Below are 17457 nucleotides of genomic sequence, written 5' to 3' on the forward strand. Positions count from 1 at the left end.
TCGGCCGCCTACGGCGACCGACTCCCTCGCGTTCCGGTCGCGGGCCTCCGGCCCGCTCCCGGGCGCAGGGCGAGAGCAAAGCTCTCGCTTGAAGCCGGCGCTCTGCGCCGGCGACGCCACCGCTCAACCGATGGATCGTCGACTCGGACTCGTCTCTCGCGTCGCGCCGACCGAAGTGGGAAGCGATTAGTCGCGGCCGCCGCAAGGTTCCGCATGGAGACGACGGAGACGTTCCGCGGACTGGAGAGTCGCGCGTCCGGTCGAGTGTACGAGACGGCCGACCCGGCGGACCTCCCGGACGACGTGGGGCGTGTCGACCCGATCTACGACTACGACGCGGTCGATCCGGACGACCTGTTCTCGGCTTCGACCGGCATCCCGGCGGGCCACTGGCGGTTCGACGCGCTCCTCCCGTTTCCCGCCTCGACCGGGCTCTCCGGAAGCGAGGGTGAGACCCCGCTCGTGCCGACCGAGCGGCTCGCCGACGAACTCGGCGTCGCGAGCGTGTACGTCAAAGACGAGGGACGGAACCCGACGGGGACCGTCCTCGACCGCGGGCTCTCGGTCGCGCTGACCGCGGTCGCGGCGGTCGCCGACGATCGCGACGTCGAGCCGCTCGCGTGCGCGAGCCCCGGCAACGCCGGGCAGTCGATGGCGGCGTACGCGGGCCGCGCGGACCTGCGGTCGTACGCGTTCGTTCCCTCGCGGTGTGCGTTCTCGAACAAGGCGATGACCAACGTCCACGGCGGCGACATGCGGGTCGTGGGGGGACGATACCCCGACGCGGCCGCCGCCGTGGACGACCAGCTGGAGACGGAGTACACGGACCTGAACGAGTTCGCGACTCCCTACCGTCACGAGGGGATCAAGACGGTCGCGTTCGAGCTGGTCGCAGACCTCGGCGGCGCGCCCGACGTCGTCGTCGTCCCGACGGGTTCCGGCGAGGTGCTCGCGGGCGTGTACAAGGGGTTCTCCGAGCTGGCGCGGATCGACGCGATCGGTTCGGTTCCCCGGCTCGTCGCGACGCAGGCGAGCGGCTGTGCCCCGATCGCGGCGGCAGTCGAGCGCGGGCTCGACGAGCCGGAACCGTGGTCGACGCCCGACACCATCTGCGGCGAGTTGGAGATCCCCGACCCGGCCGGCGGCCGAGCCGCGGTCGAGGCGGTCGAGCGGAGCGGCGGAACCGCCGTGACGGCCGACGACGCGGACGTCCTCGAGAGCGCGGTCGCCGTCGCCCAGAACGAGGTGATCGAGATGGGCGTGGCCGGCGGGGCCGCACCCGCGGGTGCGTGGGAACTCGCCGAGGAGGACTACTTCGAGGGCGACGAGACGGTCGTCCTGCTCAACACCGATGCCGGACTCAAGACGCCCGACGTGTTGCGGAGCCACCTGATGGGACAGGGCATCTGAGCCGGCGAAGGGCTCCGAACTCCGAGAGGATCCGCGTCGCCTACGGCCGACGGCCCACGCCCGCGGCGAGCGTTGCGAGGACCGCGAGGACCGCCGCGACGACGCCGAAGCCGGGGACGCCCTCGCTGGTTTCGGACGCCTCGTCGCCCTCACTCTCCTCTTCCGCGGCGTACTCCTCGACCGCGTCCGCGATCGTCGTGGTCGTCTCCATCACGCTGCGCGGCGCGGGCTGGTTCAGCCAGTGGACCTCGACCACGACCGCGTTCCCCTCCCGACCGGCGGTCGTGTCCGCGTACGGGCTCTCCTCCATGATCGGCGAGTCCGGCTCGTTGACGAGGATCAACTCGGGATCCATCTCGAGGACGACCTCGTCGGAGAGCTGCGGGTACCCCTCGCCCTCGGCGGCGGCGACGTTCTCGAGCCCGCCGATCGTCATGAGCTCGTCGATGAAGGTGTTCCCGGCGGCGACGTAGCCGCTCCCGAGCGGGTAGAGCGCGGCCGGCCGGTCGAGGTCGGCGGTCCGGTCCCGGACCTCCTCGACGGTGTCGTTCATCTCCGCGTTGGTCTCCGCGGCGGCGTCACACTCGCCGACCAGCCGGCCGATCGTCTCCGTCTTATCGGCGATGTCGGCGACGCCGGTCGCCTCGGGGAAGTGGTAGACGGTGAGGTCGGCGTTCCGGAGGGCCTCGACTTGGTCAGCGGAGGCGTTGGGGGCTAACACGAGATCGGGTTCGGTACCGACGACGCGCTCGATGCTGACGCCGAGCCCCTCCGCCGAGACGTTCGCCCTCTCCTCCGCCCCGTCGAGGTACGCCGCGTACTGGGTCACGCCGACGACGCGGTCCTCCGCACCGACCTCCCACAGGACCTGGGCGGCCGAGGGGTTCGTCGTCGTGATCCGCTCGGGCGGCTCCTCGAGCGTGATCGTCTCGCCCGTCGCGTCGGTCACCTCGAGCGGGAACGAACACTCCCCGGAGCCGTCCGTCTGGTGGCTGTCCGAAGCCCCCGCTAGATCGGGTGCCGGCTGTGCGCCCGCTGCCCCGCCCGCGACGCCGCCCACGAGGGCCGTCGTCACGAGTAAGGCGACCACGACCGCGAAGCTGTCTCGCATCGGTGTATCGACACGCCTGGTCCAATAAGTATTTACCTACTACAAGTTTTGTTGCCTATCGAATGCGTGTCCGGCGTCGAGCCGCGACCTGGTCGGCCGTCCTAGCCGCCGCGCTGGCGGTCGTCGTCGTCGTGAGCGCCGGGATCGGGCCGGTGCGGATCCCCCCCGCGGAGGTCCTGAAGGTCGTGTTGAACGCGGCGGTCCTCCCCGCGGGCGTGGAACTCGGGACGCGGGGGGTCGGACCGCTCGCGCTCCCGGGGATCGACCTCGCGTACCGCTCGCCGTTCGCCTTTCCCGTCGACGACGTCCACCGCCGGATCGTCCTGCTCGTCAGGCTTCCGCGGATCCTTCTCGCGGCACTCGTCGGGTTCGCGCTCGCGGCCGCGGGCACCGTGATGCAGGGGTTCTTCCGGAACCCGATGGCGGACCCGTCGATCATCGGCGTCTCCTCGGGCGCGGCCGTCGGCGCGGTCGCGTTCATCGTCTTCCCGACCGCGCTGTCGGCGACGCTGACGCTGCCCCTCGTCGGCGCGGTCGACCTCGGCCTCTCGTACGGAGCGGGCGTGAGCCTGTTCGCGTTCGTCGGCGCGCTCGTCGCGGCGTTCGGCGTTTACGCCATCGCGACGCGACACGGTCGGACCCCGGTCGCGACCCTCCTCCTCGCGGGGGTGGCCGTCCAGACGTTCCTCGGCGCGGTCATCTCGTACCTCCAGTTGCAGGCGGGCGAGTCGCTCCGGCGGATCGTCGCGTGGCTGATGGGCCATCTCTCGGGAGCCTCCTGGAATGAGGTCGCGGCCACCGCGCTCGTCGTCCCGCCGCTCTTCGCCGTGCTCCTCGTGTACTCTCGAGACCTCAACGTCCTCCTGCTCGGCGAGGAGGAGGCCCACGGGCTCGGGATCGAGGTCGAGCGCACCAAGCGGGTGCTGCTCGCCGCGAGCGCGCTGATCACGGCCGCGGGGGTCGCGTTCGCGGGGGTCATCGGCTTCGTCGGCCTGATCGTCCCGCACATGCTCCGGCTCCTCGTCGGCCCCGACCACCGGGTCCTGCTCCCGACCGCCGCGCTCGCCGGCGGGACCTTCCTCGTCGCCGCCGACACCGCGGCGCGGTCGGGGGCCGCCGAGCTCCCGGTCGGGGTCGTGACCGCCGCCGTCGGCGCGCCCTTCTTCGTCTACCTCCTGATGAGCCGCGAGGTGAACGAGCTGTGAGTGACGACGATACGGGGGACCCGCTGATCGCCGTCCGCGACCTCGACGTCGCTTTCGGCGACCTCGAGGCCGTCTCCGGCGTCGACGTGACCCTCGAGTCGGGATCGTTCGTCGGGCTCGTCGGTCCCAACGGCGCGGGCAAGACGACCGTCCTCAGGGCGATCAAGGGAACCGTCGACCCCGACGGGGGGAGGGTCCGGCTCGACGGCGACCCGATCGACGGGCTGTCCGCCCGCGAGGTCGGCCGGCGCGTGGCCAGCGTTCCACAGGACACCGGGCTCGCGTTCGACTTCCGGGTGCGCCACGTCGTCGAGATGGGCCGGACCCCACACCTCGGACGGTTCGACGGCCACGGGCCCGAGGACGTCGCGGCCGTCGACGAGGCGATGGCGGCCGCCGGCGTCGAGCGCTTCGCCGACCGCTCGATCGCCGAGGTGTCCGGTGGCGAGCGTCAGCGGGTCCTCCTCGCGCGGGCACTGGCACAGGAAACGCCGGCGCTGGTTCTCGACGAGCCCACCGCGAGCCTCGACGTGAACCACGCCGTAACCACGATGGACCTCGTCCGCGACCTCGTCGACGACGGCCGTGCCGCGATCGCGGCGATCCACGACCTCGACATGGCGGCCCGGTACTGCGACCGGGTCGTCGTCCTCGCCGACGGGGGAGTTCACGCCGCCGGCCCGCCCGCGGAGGTGCTCGACGCCGGAGCGGTCCGCGAGGCGTTCGGCGCGGAGCCGTTCGTCGGTCGGAATCCAGCGACCGGGACGCCAGCGATCACGGCTTTCTCGCGGTCGGACGTCGACCCGCGCCGACTCCACGTCGTCGGCACGGGTCCGGACGCGGCCCGCGTGGTGGCGCGGCTCGCGGCCGCCGGTCACGCGGTCTCCGTCGGCGTCGTCCCCGAGGGCGACGCCGCCGCCGTCGCCGCCGCCGACGCGGACGCCCCCGTCGTGACCGTTCCGCCGTTCGCGGGCGTCGACGCCGGGTCGCGGGCGGCGGCGCGCGAGTTGGCCGCCGAGGCGGACGTGGCCCTCGTCGTCGACGGGAGGGGAGACGTCCACGATCGCGACGGGGGTGACTCCGGCGAAACCGGACGCGGCTCCCACGGGTCCGGCTCCCACAAGCCCGGCTCCCACGGGCCCGAATACGACGTGAGCGGGGTCGCCTCCGCCGCGGAGCGCGTCGTCGAGGTCCCCACCGACGTCGGCGAGGACGACCTGCTCGAGGCGGTGGCGGGGACCTCGACGAGGCCGATCGAGGCGGAACCGACCGGATCGAGATAGCCGTCCGCGACCCACGAAGCGTCACGCTTTATCCGACCGATCCCTTCCCTCCGGCAATGAGCGTCCCCTGCGTCGCCGTCGAGCGCGAGCACGGCGAGACCGTCCGCGAGCGACTCGCCGACGCCGACCTCCTCGACGGCGACCACCGGATCGCCGTCGAGGGCGGGACCATCTACATCCCGGTCACCGACCCCTCCGCGGTTCCGGTCGAGTTCTCCGACCGGCTCGTCGAGCGCGACGCGGCCGAGCGGGAACGGCCGCGGCCGCCCGCCGACCTGCTCGGCTACGAGCCGTCGCTCGAACGACTCGGCGACATCGTCATCCTCGACGAGGACGACGACGACCGCGCCCGCGAGATCGCCGACGCCGTGATGGCCTCCGACCTCCCGTGTGCGACCGTGCTCAACCGCGCCTCGCCGATCGAGGGTGAACTACGGGTCCGCCGGTGGGAGGTGCTCGCGGGGAACGGCACCGAGACGGTCCACCGCGAGTACGGCCACGAGTTCGCGCTCGACGTCGCCGAGGTGTACTTCTCCCCGCGGCTCGCGACCGAGCGCCACCGCGTGATCGAGCAGGTGGAGCCCGACGAGTCCGTCGTCGACATGTTCGCCGGGGTCGGTCCGTACGCGGTCCCGATGGCGGCCCGCGGCGCGGACGTGGTCGCCTGCGACCTCAACGAGGCGGCGATCGCGTACCTCGAGGAGAACGCGGAGCGGAACGGGGTCGCGGACCGGGTGACCGCGGTCGCCGGCGACGTCCGGGAGACGGCGGACGCCCACGCGGGCAGGGCCGACCGGCTCGTGATGAACCTCCCGCACTCGGCCGACGAGTTCCTCGATACCGCGGCGTCGCTCGCGGCCGAGGAGTGCGTGATCCACTACTACGACATCCAACACGAGGACGACCCGTTCGGTCCCGGAGAACGGGCGATCCGCGACGCCGCCGGCGACGACTACGACGTCGCGGTCGAGACCGAACGCGTCGTCCGGTCGTACGCGCCCCACGAGTACAACGTCTGTCTCGACGTCCGGCTGACCCGGGCGTGAGGGCGATCCGGGTCGATGGCGTCCCACGACCCGACGTGACGATCAGTACGCGATCAGCGCGACCGCGACGATCGCCGCGGCGATCCCCGCCAGGTCGCTGAGCTCGGGCACGTCGCCGAAGACGAGAAAGCCGAGCGCGGCGGCGACGACGAAGTACATCGCCGTGATCGTCGTCGCGATCCCCGCCGAGCCGATCTGGAGCGCCGCGTAGTAGGCGACCGCGCCGACGCCGGAGGCGACCCCGGCGAGTCCCGCGAACCAGAGCGCGGTCGGGTCGTTCCCGAGGAGGCTCGTCCCCCGATGCCAGACGTACACGCCGGCGACCGCGATGGCGACCGAGTAGGAGACGATCATCGCCACCTCCGGGGCCATCGTTCGGGTCGCCACGTCGGCGAAGAGCGCCCAGAACCCCCACGCGATCGCGCCCACGAGCGCGAGGACGACGACCTGGTTCATCGACGGTCGCCATCCCCCGTGTCCTCGCTTCGGACGGGCGAGTACCTCGCTCGCGTACGATTCTCGGTTGTCGCCGGCATGGCCGGTGGCGTGAGACGCATACGTCGTCTGGTGCCGGCGTCGTGAAAAACGGTCGCGATCCGGTCGCTCGTGCTCGACGATCACCGGATCCGCGTGAGAAACGTCGTCAACCCCGAGGGACGGTCGGGGCGGACGACCATGGCCCGTGACGTGACGAGAGTCCGCGGCCGTGGAGTCGGGGCCAGAGGCGACCTCGCGCTTGGCGTCTCGGGGACGTGGATCACACGTCGGCCGCGGTCGTTGCTGACAGCCGATGACCGACTGCCGGCGCGGTCGTGGGGGATGCCGTGGCGGATTCTCCACGTCGTCGCCGGCGCGGTCGTCTCCGCCCGATACGGGCTCCGATCGGGCGGATACCGTCGCGGGACCGATTCCCGCCGCCGAGAGGCGCACGGTGTCTTTCGGCATCCGATGGATGTTCAATCGAATATTTATGCTTTTCCCTTATACAGATATTAGAAATCGGGATATTATGGAACGATCGGACACCTAAGTTCCGAATATCTGTCCGTATCCGAAACACTACTCAGGAACGTGATCACGGTCGGTTCGGGCGGTCGGCGGTCCCGTCGCCGACTCCGTTTCGGAACCCTTATTTTCGTCATCGGGGTATGAACGGATGCGCGCCGGAGTAGCTCAGCTGGCAGAGCGATTCCTTCGTAAGGAATAGGTCGAGGGTTCAAATCCCTCCTCCGGCTTCCTTCGTCCGGTCTCATCCCGTTCCCTGGGGAAGTACGAACGATCGTCAGTGCTCCGGGGGTTGTACTACATGTGGAATCGACAACTCACGACCCTCGTCGTGTTGCTGCTCGTGGCTCTCGCAGGGTGTGGTGGCACGATCGTCGACGAGCCGCAGCCCTCGCCGTCGGCTCCGGACGGCTCCGTCACCGATCCCCGTGGACCCGATTCGGGGACCGAGTGGACCTTAACCGTCGTTCGAGTGATCGACGGCGACACGGTCGAAGTCGAGTTCCCGAACGGGGAGACCGACACGGTTCGGCTGTTGGGCGTCGACACCCCGGAAACGTCGCTGGACGCCGTCACGTCCGAGGAGTTCGAGGGAGTCCCGAACACGACCGCCGGCCGGTATCACCTCTACGAGTGGGGAGAGGAGGCGACGCGCTATGCGACGGACGAGTTGGCCGGAACGGAGGTTCGAATCGAAGTCGACGGGGAGGCGGACCGACGGGGCGGCTTCGGTCGGCTGCTCGCGTACGTGTACGTCGACGGCGAGAACTTCAACGAACTGCTCCTCTCGAACGGATACGCACGCGTGTACGATAGCTCCTTTTCGATGCGGGACGAGTTCGATGCGCTGGAACGGGACGCCCGCCTCGGATCCGTCGGCCTGTGGGACTTCGAAGGGTCGCCTGCGACCGACCTGACGCCGACCGGGACCGACGGCGTGGACGTTCCGCCGCCGCCACCGGACGGCGACTACGACTGTTCGGACTTCGAGACACGGGAGCAGGCCCAGACCGTGTTGGAAGGGATCCCGGGGGACCCACACGAACTCGACGGCGACGGCGACGGAGTTGCCTGCGAATCGCTCCCCTGAGGCCTCCATTTACGACGTGAGAGCCCACAGATCCGATCGTTCGTCCACCGCTACTCCTCATACCCGATCAAAGAATACTATGGATATAAGGAACGAACCTATCCGATCCGGCATGATATCACATAGCATGAGACCGAACTGTACGGAAGCAGGCGAGGAACTGTACGAGTGTTTCGAATGCGGTGCGCGTTCGGAGACCGCGGGTCACTGTGACTGCGGCGGGGAACTGCTCCACTTGGGTCGATCGCGGGACCTGTAAGCGACCGAGGGCCGGGAGCGGATCCGATGGCCGGCCGCCCGGTTCAGTCGTCGTCCGCGGCCGCGGTCGATCCGCCGGACTCCGCGTCCCCCTCGATGCTCGGCGGGTACTTCCCGCGGTCGAGTTTCAGGTCGGACTGCGGGCGCGCCATGCAGGTGAGCGCGAACTCCTCGGCCTCCGCGTCGGTCAGCCCGCGGGCGGCCGGCTGGGTCACCTCCCCTTCGAGTATCTTCGCGGAGCAGGCGAGACACATGCCGACCCGGCAGGAGTACTCCTGGGCGATCCCCTCCTCGAGACACGGCTGGAGGATCGTTTCCGTGTCGGACACCTCGATCGTCTCGTCGGTGCCGACGAACTCGACGGTGTACTCGGTCATGGAACGGACTTCCGGCCAACGGAGCAAAAGGGTTCCCCTCGGTGACGACGGCGGATGCGAACCGTCCTCGTCGTCCCGCCCGGCCATCGCAACGACTAATCCGACGCCGACCGCCATCCCGAGTAATGACCGAGAAAGTCACCGCGCGGGCCCACCCGATCCAGGGGCTCGTCAAGTATCACGGGATGCGCGACGCGGAGCTTCGACTACCGTACCACGACAGCATCAGCCTCTGTACCGCGCCGACCGCGACGACGACCACGGTCGAGTGGGAGCCGGACGCCGCGGGGGACACCTACGTCATCGGCGGCGAGCCGGTCGAGGGGCGCGCGGCCGAGCGGATCGACGCCGTCGTCGACCACGTCCGCGAGCTGGCGGGGTTCGACCACGCGGTCCGCCTGGAGAGCGAGAACTCCTTCCCGTCGAACATCGGCTTCGGCTCGTCGTCCTCGGGTTTCGCCGCGGCCGCGCTGGCGCTTTCGGAGGCCGCGGGGCTCGACCTCTCGCTTCCGGAGGTCTCCACGGTCGCCCGCCGCGGCTCCTCGTCGGCCGCCCGGGCCGTGACCGGCGCGTACTCGCTGCTCGAGGCCGGGCTCAACGACGCGGACTGCCGTTCCCGCCGGCTCGACGTCGGCGTCGGCGAGGACGGCTTCGATCCCGAGGCGGACCTCCGGATCGTGGCCGCACACGTCCCGGCGTACAAGGAGACCGAGGAGGCCCACCGCGAGGCCGCCGCGAGCCACATGATGCAGGCACGGACCGCCCACGTCCAGGACCAGCTCGTGGAGATGAGGGACGCCCTCCGCGCGGGCGACTTCGATCGGATCTACGAGACCGCCGAACACGACTCGCTGTCGCTGACGGCGACGACGATGACCGGCCCCGCGGGCTGGGTCTACTGGCAGCCCGAGACGATCGCCGTGTTCAACGCGGTGCGCGAGCTCCGCGAGTCGGGCGTCGACGTCTACTTCTCGACCGATACGGGCGCGTCGGTGTACGTCAACACCCGCGCCGAGCACGTCGACGAGGTCGAGTCACGGATCGCCGAGATCGGGATCGACACCGACGTCTGGGAGGTCGGCGGGCCGGCACGCACGCTCGACGAGAGCGAGGCGCTGTTCTAGACGGGCCACCGACGCCCCGCGGGACGCGGGCGCTCTAGACGAACGGGACGCCGACGGCGTCGGTGACGCCGACGAGCGGGAGCACGGCGAGGACGACGATCGCGGCGCCCCACGCGACGAAGCCGATGACCCCGGCGTGGAGCCAGGACGTACCGTACCGTCCCTTGATCACCCAGATCCACGCGAGAAGCGGGATGAGATCGCCCACGACCGGTACCCACGAGAGGAACAGTTCCGAGAGTCCCCAGACGAACGCCCCGACGAGCGCCGTGAACACGGCGTGACTGTAGTCTCGGGTACCGGTGACGACGCCGGCGGCGACGAAGATCGCGAGTCCACCGACGAGCAGGCCGACGAGGAACGCGATCAGAGATCCGACGAGGCTCATACGGGCCGCTCTTCCGCCAGACGGTTCAGGGTACCGGAACCGCTACAGCCGCGACCGGACGTCCTCGGCGACCGCCGAGAGCGCCTCCTCGGCGATCGCGACGCGGTCGGTGAGGCTACAGAACCCGTGTGCCATCGCCGGGTAGTGTCGACCCTCGACGGGCGTCCCCTCCTCGGCGAACCGGTCGACGAGCGCGAGCCCGTCGTCCCGGAGCGGGTCGAAGCCGGCGGTGACGACGGTCGCCGGCGGAAGGTCGCCGAGGTCGTCGGCGCGGAGCGGGACCGCGAAGGGATTGGCCGCGTCGACCGGGCTCCGGAGGTACCGCTCGTAGAACCACTCCATGTCGGCGCGGGTGAGGAGCGGCCCGTCGGCGTTCTCGCGGTAGGAGTCCGTCTCGAAGTCGTGGCCGGCGATCGGGTACAACAGGAACTGCCCCGCGATCTCGGGGCCGTCGAACTCGCGGGCGTGAAGCGCCGCGACGGCGGCAAGCGTTCCGCCAGCGCTGGTGCCTGCGACGCCGAGCCGGTCCGGGTCGCCGCCGAACCGCTCGGCGACCGTCGCGACCCACTCGACCGCGGCGGCCGCCTCGTCGACGGCGACCGGGAAGGGGTGTTCCGGCGCGAGGCGATAGTCCACTGAGACGACCACCGAGTCGGTCCGGGTCGCCAGCTCGCGACACGGGCCGTCGATGGAGTCGAGCGTCCCGAGCGTCCAGCCGCCGCCGTGGAAGTAGACGAGAGTTCGGGCGGCCGCGTCGGGATCGGCCGCGCTCTCCGGACGATACACCCGTACGGGAACCTCGCCGTGCGGGCCGTCGAACGCCACGTCACGGACGCTCGCGACGGCCGGCTCCGGCTCGCCGGAGAACACCTCGTCCTCCAGGCGTCTCGCGGCCTCCACGGAGAGATCGTGCCACTCCGGGAGGCCGAGCGTCTCGAGTTCGTCGACGACCGCCGCGAGTTCGGGGTCGAGTTCGGCCGCGCGCATGGACGGTCCGAGGCGGTGGTCCTTTATCAGTCGGTCGGTAACTCCGACCGATGACGGTCCGGCTGTCGTACGAGAACGGGACGATCCGGGTCGACGCCGATCCCGGTGGACGCGGCAGCGACGGCGACGCCGACCGCAACGCCGACCGCGACGCTCCCACGCTCCCGCCGCTACCGGGCGTCGAGACGGACCCCCGTTCGGGAACGGGGCGGGCCCCAGCGTACCGCTACGCGGCGATCCGCCGGGCGCTCGAGGTCGCCGGGATCTCGATCGACGACCGGGTCCCCGCGTGGGAGTCCTTGGCGGAGAGCGGGGCCGGAGAGAGCGGTCCCGGCCTGTCGCTCTCGACCGACTACGACCTCCGGGAGTATCAGGCCGAGGCGCTCGCGGCGTGGCACGACGCCGACGACCGGGGCGTCCTCGAGCTTCCGACGGGGGCCGGCAAGACCGTGATCGCGATCCGCGCGATGGTCGATCTCGGCGTCCCGGCGCTCGTCGTCGTCCCCACGGTCGACCTCCTCGAGCAGTGGCAACGCGAACTGGAGACGGAGTTCGACGTGCCGATCGGGCGGTTCGGCGGCGGCGAGCAGCGCCGGGAGCCGATCACGGTGTCGACGTACGACTCCGCGTACCTCAAAGCCGAGGACGTCGGCGACGCGTTCGGCTTCGTCGTCTTCGACGAGGTCCACCACCTCGGCGGAGAGGGGTATCGGGACGTCGCCCGCCTGCTCGCCGCGCCCGCTCGACTCGGGCTCACCGCGACGTTCGAGCGGCCCGACGGGGCCCACGAGACGGTTGCAGAGCTCGTCGGCGACCGGGTCTACGCGCTCGACGTCGACGACCTCGCCGGTGACCACCTCGCCCCCTACGACATCCGGCGGATCGAGGTGGATCTGACGCCCGAGGAGCGCGAGCGGTACGACGAGAAGCAGGGCACCTTCCTCGAGTACGTCCGCGAGGCCGGGATCACGTTCACGAGCGGGGAGGACTACCGGAAGCTGGTGATGCGCTCGGGCAACGACCCGCGAGCGCGGGAGGCGCTGCTCGCGAAGTCCGCCGCCCGCGAGGTCATGATGAACGCCGACCGGAAACTCGAGCGGCTCGCGGACCTCCTCGAGCGCCACCGCGACGACCGGGTCATCGTCTTCACCGCACACACCGAGCTCGTCTACCGGATCTCCGAGCGGTTCCTGATACCGGCGGTCACGGCGGAGACGGGTGCGGCGGAACGTCGCGAGATACTCGAACGGTTCCGTGCGGGTACCTACGGTCGAGTGGTCGCCGCGAACGTCCTCGACGAGGGGGTCGACGTCCCCGACGCGAACGTCGCGGTCGTCCTCTCCGGCTCCGGCAGCGAGCGGGAGTTCACCCAGCGGCTCGGGCGAGTCCTCCGACCGAAGGAGGACGGCGGTCGTGCCATACTCTACGAGGTCGTCTCGGAGGAGACGGCGGAGGAGCGGGTCGCGAGTCGTCGTCGGTGAGCGAATAGACGAGTGCACGGCGGGATCCTCGCGAGCGCGAGTGAGCGGGGGCCAGCCGTGCCCGTGACCGATCGGAGTGAGGAACGGGCACGGCGGGATTCGAACCGAAATCAGACGTGCTCGCTCGCTCCGCTCACTGCGCGCGGCTGATAGGGTTCGAATCCCCGTGTCGTCACTGTTCGCGTTGCTCGTAGGTGACGGGCACGGCGGGATCCTCGCGAGCGCGAGTGAGCGGGGACCAGCCGTGCCCGTGACCGATCGGAGTAAGGAACGGGCACGGCGGGATTCGAACCCGCGATCGAGGAGTTAGGAACCCCTCGCCCTGTCCACTAGGCCACGTGCCCGAGGCGGGGAGGAAAAACGGATGATCGAGCGGGGATCTCTGGAGGCGTCGCCGACGGTTACGCGCTCGATTCCTTCTCGGTTTCGAGCTCCTCGTCGTCGTCAGCCGCCTCCGCCGTCGCGTCGGCGTCCGTGTCCGTATCGCCCTCCTGCATCTGTTTCAGTTCGTCCTCGACCTCCTCACGGCCCTTCTTGAACTCGCCCATCGCCTGTCCCGTCGATCGGGCGAGCTTCGGGATCTTGTTCGCGCCGAACAAGAGAACCAACACGAGTAGGATGATGAGGAGCTCCGGGCCCGCCGGAATGCCGCCGATCAGTGGAATCGCGTTTACCATTTCTATACGTGGGTAGCCCTGTGGCGATTATAGTCTTTTTGGACGAGTCAGTCGGCAACGTAGCGCCGCGTGACCGTCCCGACTCGATGGTTTTCCGATTCTCCTCGCCCGGCGAACGGCCTTCCACGGAGGACTACAACGGTACGATCCCGTCGTCACCGTCGTCGCTCCCGTTCCCGTCGTCGGTGCCGGAATCGTCGTCGGTATTGGAGTCGTCCTCCGTTCCGCTCGTGTCATCGTCGTCCCCATCGGTCCCGCTTCCGTCGGTCCCGCTCCCGTCTCCATCGCCGTCCGCGTCGTCGTCTCCGGAGACCGACCCGTCGCGAACGTCGTCACCCTCGTCGAAGAGGTCGGTCTCGACGGTCTCCTCGTAGGTCAACTCGTCGAGCGGGACGGTCACTTGGTCGCCGGTCGGGAACTCGATCACCGCGTAGAACTCGATCCGGAGCTCGCTCCGCTGGTGGCCGTTCGTCGCCTCGTCGAGGTGGGTCACCCACCAATCGTCGAGTCGTTCGTTTTCGAGAACCGTCGTGATCGGTACGGTCTCGGAGCCGTACGACGGGATGACCGTCTCGGAGTCCGTCTCGCCGCTGCCCATCTCGACGCCGTTCATCGTGATGTCGTACCCGATCCGGCTGACCACGTACGGCTCGGGATTGGGATTGTACACGTCGAACTCCATCTCGATCGGCGTCTCCGTCTCGCTGACCGTTCCCCATCCACCGCGGGTCTCGTTGACGTAGAGGACCGGATCGTCCACGAGGGCGCTGCTCGCGTTCACCGGACGCGTCTCGGAGGACTCGAACGCGCCGATGAGGTCGGTCTCGATCTCGTGGCTCCGGCTGAAGTCGACGCTCCGGCCGAGCCGCCCGGAGGTGACCGTCGCATCGACGACGAGCTCCGTCCGTTCCCCGTTCCGGACGTGGCTCGTCCACCACGGCGGGATCGCGTCGTTTCGCATCGCCGTCTCGAGTTCGATCGTCGAGTTGCCGGCGGCGATCCCGACCCCCTCGCGGTCGCCGCGCGCCATCTCGATCCCGTTCATCGACACCGTGTAGTTCACAGCGACGTCGTCGAAGGTCGCCCCGACGGGATTGGGGTTCGAGACGACCAGGTCGGTCTCGATCGTCGTCGTCTCGTTCGTCACGTCGCCGAACGTGTTGTCGATCGCGGCGACGCTCGGGACGCCGAGTATCCCGAGGGCGAACGCCCCGCCCACGGCCGCCCCGACGACGAGCAACCCGACCAGGGCGATCCGGAGCTTTCCTCCGAGGACGCCCGAGACGACGCTTCCGATGGCCATGTCCGGCTGTTTCGTTCGGTTCACATAGGCGTGTCGTTCGATCACCTCGGGGGGTAGAACGTGGCGTGGACGGTCGAAACCGTGATACGCCCGGCCTACGACGCGTTCGTATGGTCGACGTAGGCGACGACGCACCCGATTTCACCGCTTCGATCGTGACGGACGACATGGGACCCTTCCGGCTCTCGGACCACCTCGGCGACGAGCCCGTGGTGCTCGCCTTCTTCCCGGCCGCGTTCTCGAACACGTGTACCGACGAGATGGAGGCGCTTCGGGACGGATTCGACCGCGACGACTGTACCCTCCTCGGGGTGAGCACCGACCTCCCGCACGCGCTCGCGGCGTATCGCGCCCAGTACGACCTCCCGTTCGGACTCGTCGGCGACCCGGACCACCACGCGATCGAGGCCTACGACGTCATCGAGGACTTCGAGCACTACGGCGTCGAGACCGTCGCACGGCGCGCCGTCTTCGTGATCGACGCGGACGGGACCGTGACCTACCGCTGGCTCGCGGAGGATTCGGGCCGGGAGCCGGACTACGACGCGCTCGACGAGGCGGTGACGGAGGCGGCGGCGTGAAGTGACGGCGAGTGACGGGACCCGCCTCGCTCGAGGAACCAGCCCTCAGGCCGGGTCGCGCAGGTCCTCGAGCGCCTCCGGGTTCTCCATCGAGGAGAGGTCGCCGGGGTCCTCGTCCCGGTAGACGGACTCGATCGCCCGCCGGATGATCTTCCCCGACTGGGTCTTGGGGAAGGCGTCGACGAACAGCAGCTCGCGCGGACGGAACGGCTTGCCGTGTTCCTCGCCGACCAGCTCTCGGAGCCCCTCGCGGAGCTCCTCGCTCGGGTCGACCCCCGGCTCGAGCACGACGTAGGCGACGACGGCGGTCCCCGTCGTCTCGTCCGGAACGCCGACCGCGGCGGCCTGGTTGACGGCGTCGTGGTCGATGAGAACCCCCTCTATCTCGGCGGGGCCGACCTTCCGGCCGGCGACGTTGAGCGCGTCGTCGGCACGGCCGTGGAGGAACCAGAAGCCGTCCTCGTCCTTCTGGGCGAAGTCGCCGTGGTCCCAGAGGTCGGGCCACGTCGACCAGTACTCCTCCAGATAGCGCTCGTCACCCGACCAGAGGCTCTTGGTCATCGAGGGACACGAGTCGCGCGCGACGAGATAGCCGCGCTCGCCGGTCTCCGTGATCGATTCGCCCGCCTCGTCGACGATGTCGACGGCCATCCCCAACCCCGGCCCGCCGAGAGTACACGGCTTCAGCGGCTGGTTCGGCATCGGCATCAGGAAACAGCCGCAGATCTCCGTCCCCCCGGAGATGTTGATGATCGGACACTGGCCATCCCCGACGGTCTCGTAGAACCAGGTCCACGACTCGGGGTCCCACGGCTCGCCGGTGGAGCCCAGGATCCGGAGCGAGGAGAGGTCGTGGCCCTCGACCCACTCGTCGCCGTGCTTGCGGAGCGCCCGGATCGCCGTCGGCGAGATGCCGAACTGGGTGACCCCGTGGCGATCGATCAGCTCCCAGAACCGGTCGGGATCGGGATGGTCCGGCGCGCCCTCGTACATCACCACCGTCCCGCCGAAGGCGTGGTTGCCGATCAGCGTCCACGGCCCCATCATCCAGCCGATGTCGGAGACCCAGAAGAACCGGTCGGCGGGCTTCTGATCGAAGCCGAAGTGGATCTCCTTGGCACACTGCATGAGAACGCCGGCGTGGGTGTGGACGATCCCCTTCGGCGTCCCGGTCGTCCCCGAGGAGTAGAGCAGCAACGACTCCCGGTCGCTCGGGAGACGTTTGGTGTCGTACGTCGACAACCGTGATCCGACCGCCTCGCGCCACGTCACGTCGCGGTCGTCGTCCCACGGGACCGGATCGACGTCACTCGAGTCATCGTCCCCACCGTTTTCGTTGCCGTCCGGCGTCGCGCCGAGCCGGTCGTACACGACGGTGTGGTCGACGTGCCCGGCGTCGTCGATCGCGGCGTCCGCGGTCGCCTTCAACCGGATCTCTTTCCCGCGACGATAGAACCCGTCGCCGGTGAAGAGCACGCTCGGCTCGGCGTCGTCGATCCGCGTCGCGGTCGCCTCCCGGCCGAACCCCGAGAAGATCGGCACGGCGATCGCGCCGACCTTCAGACAGCCGTAGAGGATCGACACGACCTCCGGAACCATCGGCATGTACAGCCCGACCGTGTCGCCGGTCTCGATCCCGACGGACTCGAGGTAGTTGGCGACGCGGTTGGTCTCGCGGTGAAGCTCGTGGAAGGTGACCTCCCGAACGTCGCCGGGTTCCCCCTCCCAGATCAGCGCGACGCGGTTTCGGTTCGGCGAGTCGACGGCGGCGTGGCGGTCGACGACGTTGTGGGCGACGTTGATCTCGCCGCCGGGGTACCAGTCGGTGAACTGCGGACCGTCCGAGCCGTCCCGGACCGCGTCGTAGTCGGCGTAGAAGTCGATGTCGAGGTAGTCGACGATCTCGTCCCAGAACCAGTCGACGCCGGACTCGGGTTCGCCCGCGACGTTCGAGGTCGTCCGCGCGATCAGTTCCTCGTAGTCGTCGATCCCGTACTCCCGCATGAACGCGGCGACGTTCGTCGACTCCGCGAACTCGGGATCGGGCTCGTGGGCTACCTCGGATATCCCCTCGTACTCGTCCATCTCGGTCGACCGTTTCCGGGGAGACTGTAAGTAACTTTCCTGACCC

General features: G+C 69.5%; 16 protein-coding genes and 2 tRNA genes. 9 read left to right on the forward strand and 9 right to left on the reverse strand.

Translation table 11 applies throughout. The features are described from left to right. The first annotated feature begins 213 nt into the window (after nucleotides 1-213). On the forward strand, nucleotides 214-1410 hold the full coding sequence (locus OKW78_RS03200) for a pyridoxal-phosphate dependent enzyme (protein WP_281193860.1): 1197 nt from the start codon (nucleotides 214-216) through the stop codon (nucleotides 1408-1410). 40 nt (nucleotides 1411-1450) lie between these two features. On the opposite strand, the gene OKW78_RS03205 is transcribed toward OKW78_RS03200, so the two are convergent. Beyond that, nucleotides 1451-2521, reverse strand: coding sequence for a PGF-CTERM-anchored ABC transporter substrate-binding protein (locus tag OKW78_RS03205; protein WP_281193861.1), 1071 nt, complete (start codon nucleotides 2519-2521; stop codon nucleotides 1451-1453). 62 nt (nucleotides 2522-2583) lie between these two features. On the opposite strand from OKW78_RS03205, the gene btuC reads away from it, so the two are divergent. Genes btuC through OKW78_RS03220 form a run of 3 tightly spaced genes read left to right on the forward strand, consistent with a single transcriptional unit; the run spans nucleotide 2584 to nucleotide 6055 of the window. After that, nucleotides 2584-3726, forward strand: a complete 1143-nt coding sequence (gene btuC / locus OKW78_RS03210) for a vitamin B12 ABC transporter permease BtuC (RefSeq protein ID WP_281193862.1) — start codon at nucleotides 2584-2586, stop codon at nucleotides 3724-3726. Continuing rightward, on the forward strand, nucleotides 3723-5009 hold the full coding sequence (locus OKW78_RS03215; RefSeq protein ID WP_281193863.1) for an ATP-binding cassette domain-containing protein: 1287 nt from the start codon (nucleotides 3723-3725) through the stop codon (nucleotides 5007-5009). The genes btuC and OKW78_RS03215 overlap by 4 nt, the downstream gene beginning before the upstream one ends. 56 nt (nucleotides 5010-5065) lie before the next feature. Continuing rightward, nucleotides 5066-6055, forward strand: coding sequence for a class I SAM-dependent methyltransferase family protein (locus OKW78_RS03220; protein ID WP_281193864.1), 990 nt, complete (start codon nucleotides 5066-5068; stop codon nucleotides 6053-6055). Nucleotides 6056-6097: 42 nt separating this feature from the next. Here the strand turns inward: OKW78_RS03220 and OKW78_RS03225 are convergent, their stop codons facing one another. Further along, nucleotides 6098-6511 (reverse strand): EamA family transporter, encoded by a 414-nt coding sequence (locus OKW78_RS03225; RefSeq protein ID WP_281193865.1) that lies wholly within the window; start codon nucleotides 6509-6511, stop codon nucleotides 6098-6100. A 706-nt stretch (nucleotides 6512-7217) separates the two neighbouring features. Between OKW78_RS03225 and OKW78_RS03230 the strand changes: the two genes are divergently transcribed. Together OKW78_RS03230 and OKW78_RS03235 are read left to right on the forward strand one after the other, a co-directional pair. Beyond that, nucleotides 7218-7290 (forward strand) — tRNA-Thr (locus OKW78_RS03230). A 71-nt stretch (nucleotides 7291-7361) separates the two neighbouring features. After that, nucleotides 7362-8150 (forward strand): thermonuclease family protein, encoded by a 789-nt coding sequence (locus OKW78_RS03235; protein WP_281193866.1) that lies wholly within the window; start codon nucleotides 7362-7364, stop codon nucleotides 8148-8150. Between the two features lie 302 nt (nucleotides 8151-8452). On the opposite strand, the gene OKW78_RS03240 is transcribed toward OKW78_RS03235, so the two are convergent. Further along, on the reverse strand, nucleotides 8453-8785 hold the full coding sequence (locus OKW78_RS03240; RefSeq protein ID WP_281193867.1) for a 2Fe-2S iron-sulfur cluster-binding protein: 333 nt from the start codon (nucleotides 8783-8785) through the stop codon (nucleotides 8453-8455). 125 nt (nucleotides 8786-8910) lie between these two features. Between OKW78_RS03240 and mvaD the strand changes: the two genes are divergently transcribed. Then, on the forward strand, nucleotides 8911-9909 hold the full coding sequence (mvaD, locus tag OKW78_RS03245) for a phosphomevalonate decarboxylase MvaD (protein ID WP_281193868.1): 999 nt from the start codon (nucleotides 8911-8913) through the stop codon (nucleotides 9907-9909). Between the two features lie 34 nt (nucleotides 9910-9943). On the opposite strand, the gene OKW78_RS03250 is transcribed toward mvaD, so the two are convergent. Together OKW78_RS03250 and OKW78_RS03255 are read right to left on the reverse strand one after the other, a co-directional pair. After that, nucleotides 9944-10297: a hypothetical protein gene (locus OKW78_RS03250; RefSeq protein WP_281193869.1), complete on the reverse strand. Its 354-nt coding sequence runs from the start codon at nucleotides 10295-10297 to the stop codon at nucleotides 9944-9946. A 42-nt stretch (nucleotides 10298-10339) separates the two neighbouring features. After that, a complete protein-coding gene (locus OKW78_RS03255) occupies nucleotides 10340-11284 on the reverse strand; it encodes an alpha/beta hydrolase (protein WP_281193870.1) in 945 nt (314 codons plus the stop codon). Between the two features lie 50 nt (nucleotides 11285-11334). Here OKW78_RS03255 and OKW78_RS03260 point away from each other — a divergent pair, with 50 nt between their 5' ends. Next, nucleotides 11335-12765: a DEAD/DEAH box helicase family protein gene (locus OKW78_RS03260; RefSeq protein ID WP_281193871.1), complete on the forward strand. Its 1431-nt coding sequence runs from the start codon at nucleotides 11335-11337 to the stop codon at nucleotides 12763-12765. Nucleotides 12766-13036: 271 nt separating this feature from the next. On the opposite strand, the gene OKW78_RS03265 is transcribed toward OKW78_RS03260, so the two are convergent. The 3 genes from OKW78_RS03265 to OKW78_RS03275 all read right to left on the reverse strand — a co-directional run bounded on the left by OKW78_RS03265 (nucleotide 13037) and on the right by OKW78_RS03275 (nucleotide 14745). Further along, nucleotides 13037-13109 (reverse strand) — tRNA-Arg (locus OKW78_RS03265). 57 nt (nucleotides 13110-13166) lie between these two features. Next, on the reverse strand, nucleotides 13167-13442 hold the full coding sequence (locus OKW78_RS03270) for a twin-arginine translocase TatA/TatE family subunit (protein WP_281193872.1): 276 nt from the start codon (nucleotides 13440-13442) through the stop codon (nucleotides 13167-13169). A gap of 133 nt (nucleotides 13443-13575) precedes the next feature. Next, a complete protein-coding gene (locus OKW78_RS03275) occupies nucleotides 13576-14745 on the reverse strand; it encodes an LEA type 2 family protein (RefSeq protein ID WP_281193873.1) in 1170 nt (389 codons plus the stop codon). 110 nt (nucleotides 14746-14855) lie between these two features. Here OKW78_RS03275 and OKW78_RS03280 point away from each other — a divergent pair, with 110 nt between their 5' ends. Next, nucleotides 14856-15326, forward strand: a complete 471-nt coding sequence (locus OKW78_RS03280) for a redoxin domain-containing protein (RefSeq protein WP_281193874.1) — start codon at nucleotides 14856-14858, stop codon at nucleotides 15324-15326. 45 nt (nucleotides 15327-15371) lie between these two features. Here OKW78_RS03280 and OKW78_RS03285 read toward each other — a convergent pair whose 3' ends face one another. Beyond that, nucleotides 15372-17411 carry an AMP-binding protein gene (locus tag OKW78_RS03285; protein ID WP_281193875.1) on the reverse strand — a complete coding sequence of 680 codons (2040 nt, stop codon included), beginning with the start codon at nucleotides 17409-17411 and terminating at the stop codon, nucleotides 15372-15374. Nucleotides 17412-17457 lie beyond the last annotated feature (46 nt).

Origin of the sequence: Halorubrum sp. F4, from assembly GCF_027257195.1 — an archaeon.
GTDB lineage: Archaea > Halobacteriota > Halobacteria > Halobacteriales > Haloferacaceae > Halorubrum.

What these genes read in the sequence shown, in the direction of transcription:
- OKW78_RS03240 (WP_281193867.1), bottom strand. Translation starts at nt 8,785, where the DNA reads ATGACCGAGTACACCGTCGAGTTCGTCGGCACCGACGAGACGATCGAG.
- OKW78_RS03285 (WP_281193875.1), bottom strand. Translation starts at nt 17,411, where the DNA reads ATGGACGAGTACGAGGGGATATCCGAGGTAGCCCACGAGCCCGATCCC.
- mvaD (WP_281193868.1), top strand. Translation starts at nt 8,911, where the DNA reads ATGACCGAGAAAGTCACCGCGCGGGCCCACCCGATCCAGGGGCTCGTC.
- OKW78_RS03205 (WP_281193861.1), bottom strand. Translation starts at nt 2,521, where the DNA reads ATGCGAGACAGCTTCGCGGTCGTGGTCGCCTTACTCGTGACGACGGCC.
- OKW78_RS03250 (WP_281193869.1), bottom strand. Translation starts at nt 10,297, where the DNA reads ATGAGCCTCGTCGGATCTCTGATCGCGTTCCTCGTCGGCCTGCTCGTC.
- OKW78_RS03260 (WP_281193871.1), top strand. Translation starts at nt 11,335, where the DNA reads ATGACGGTCCGGCTGTCGTACGAGAACGGGACGATCCGGGTCGACGCC.
- OKW78_RS03280 (WP_281193874.1), top strand. Translation starts at nt 14,856, where the DNA reads ATGGTCGACGTAGGCGACGACGCACCCGATTTCACCGCTTCGATCGTG.
- OKW78_RS03270 (WP_281193872.1), bottom strand. Translation starts at nt 13,442, where the DNA reads ATGGTAAACGCGATTCCACTGATCGGCGGCATTCCGGCGGGCCCGGAG.
- OKW78_RS03225 (WP_281193865.1), bottom strand. Translation starts at nt 6,511, where the DNA reads ATGAACCAGGTCGTCGTCCTCGCGCTCGTGGGCGCGATCGCGTGGGGG.
- OKW78_RS03220 (WP_281193864.1), top strand. Translation starts at nt 5,066, where the DNA reads ATGAGCGTCCCCTGCGTCGCCGTCGAGCGCGAGCACGGCGAGACCGTC.
- OKW78_RS03200 (WP_281193860.1), top strand. Translation starts at nt 214, where the DNA reads ATGGAGACGACGGAGACGTTCCGCGGACTGGAGAGTCGCGCGTCCGGT.
- OKW78_RS03275 (WP_281193873.1), bottom strand. Translation starts at nt 14,745, where the DNA reads ATGGCCATCGGAAGCGTCGTCTCGGGCGTCCTCGGAGGAAAGCTCCGG.
- btuC (WP_281193862.1), top strand. Translation starts at nt 2,584, where the DNA reads ATGCGTGTCCGGCGTCGAGCCGCGACCTGGTCGGCCGTCCTAGCCGCC.
- OKW78_RS03235 (WP_281193866.1), top strand. Translation starts at nt 7,362, where the DNA reads ATGTGGAATCGACAACTCACGACCCTCGTCGTGTTGCTGCTCGTGGCT.
- OKW78_RS03255 (WP_281193870.1), bottom strand. Translation starts at nt 11,284, where the DNA reads ATGCGCGCGGCCGAACTCGACCCCGAACTCGCGGCGGTCGTCGACGAA.